The sequence below is a fragment of the Sphingobium scionense genome (assembly GCF_014197035.1).
In the GTDB taxonomy this organism is placed as follows: domain Bacteria; phylum Pseudomonadota; class Alphaproteobacteria; order Sphingomonadales; family Sphingomonadaceae; genus Sphingobium; species Sphingobium scionense.
In genome coordinates this window covers 1-1,424 of the sequence record NZ_JACIEU010000091.1, presented here as the reverse complement: position 1 = coordinate 1,424, position 1,424 = coordinate 1, and the positions used below count along the sequence as shown (strand labels likewise).

The 1,424-nt window shown below is 63.5% G+C and carries 1 protein-coding gene; it reads left to right on the top strand.

The features are described from left to right. Nucleotides 1–159: 159 nt before the first annotated feature. Nucleotides 160–1,371, top strand: coding sequence for an IS256 family transposase (locus tag GGQ90_RS28870; RefSeq protein WP_059150834.1), 1,212 nt, complete (start codon nt 160–162; stop codon nt 1,369–1,371). The last annotated feature ends 53 nt before the right edge of the window (nt 1,372–1,424 follow it).

The following is a 1,424-nucleotide window of genomic DNA, read 5'->3' as shown; positions in this document are numbered from 1 at the left end:
CGTTAGCGTCCGCGCTCGTGGTGTAATTTCCGGTGTAGATTGAGGCGATCGCATGGGTGGGGCATGCCCCACCCATGCGAATTCGATCTCGGTGGCCACCGGGCTCATCGGTAAGGTGGAGTTACCACACTTCACACGCCCACCGAGGAGTTGATCCCGATGACCGACGATAGATTACCGCTTGCCGAGCTGATGGCGAAGACCGGAGATGGAGATTTCCTGCGCACGATCGCCGAGAACGTATTACAGATCATCATGGAGGCCGACGTCGATGGCTTGGTCGGCGCCGGCCGGCACGAGCGTTCCGGCGATCGCACGACCTGGCGCAATGGCTACCGCGACCGCAGTCTCGACACCCGGCTCGGCACGCTCAATCTCAAGATCCCCAAACTGCGGACCGGCGCCTACTTTCCCGGCTTTCTGGAGCCAAGGAAGACCGTCGAGAAGGCGCTGGTCGCGGTGATCCAGGAAGCATGGATCGCCGGCGTCAGCACCCGGCGCGTCGATGAACTGGTGCAGGCGATGGGCATGACTGGCATCTCCAAGTCCTCGGTATCCAAGCTGTGCAAGGACATCGACGAGCGGGTCCACGCCTTCCTCAAGCGGCCGCTCGCCGGCGACTGGCCCTACCTCTGGCTCGATGCTACCTATCTCAAGGTGCGCGAGGGCGGGCGGATCGTCAGTGTCGCCGCGATAATCGCTGTGGCCGTCAACACCGAGGGCAAGCGCGAGATCGTCGGCCTGCACATCGGTCCTTCCGAAGCCGAGCCGTTCTGGTCGAGCTTCCTCAAGGACCTCGTCCGGCGCGGCCTGACCGGCGTGAAGCTGGTCATCTCCGATGCCCACGAGGGGCTCAAGGCGGCGATTACCCGCGTCATGGGCGCGACCTGGCAGCGCTGCCGCGTCCACTTCATGCGCAACGCCCTGGCCTATGTGCCCAAGGGCCAGAATACCGTCGTTGCCGCTGCAATCCGTCAGGTCTTCCTTCAGCCCGACCATGCCGCTGCGACGCAGGTCTGGCGGCAGGTCGCTGATCAGTTGCGCGCCCGCTGGCCAAAGCTCGGCGCTTGCATGGACGATGCCGAGCACGACGTGCTCGCCTACATGACCTTCCCCGAGCAGCACCGGGTCAAGCTCCACAGCACCAATCCGCTGGAACGCCTGAACAAGGAAGTGAAGCGCCGCGCCGATGTGGTCGGCATCTTCCCGAACGAGGACAGCATCATCCGCCTCGTCGGCGCCGTCCTGCTCGAGCAGAATGACGAATACCAGCTCCAGCACCGCTACATGCAGATCGAGGGCATGGCCGCCCTTGCCACACCAATGATCGAGGAGGCACAGCCGCTACAGATTACACCCAAGGCCGCCTGAAAATGCAGCCCAGTGGCCACACCCGATTTTACACCACATTGACGGACGCGACC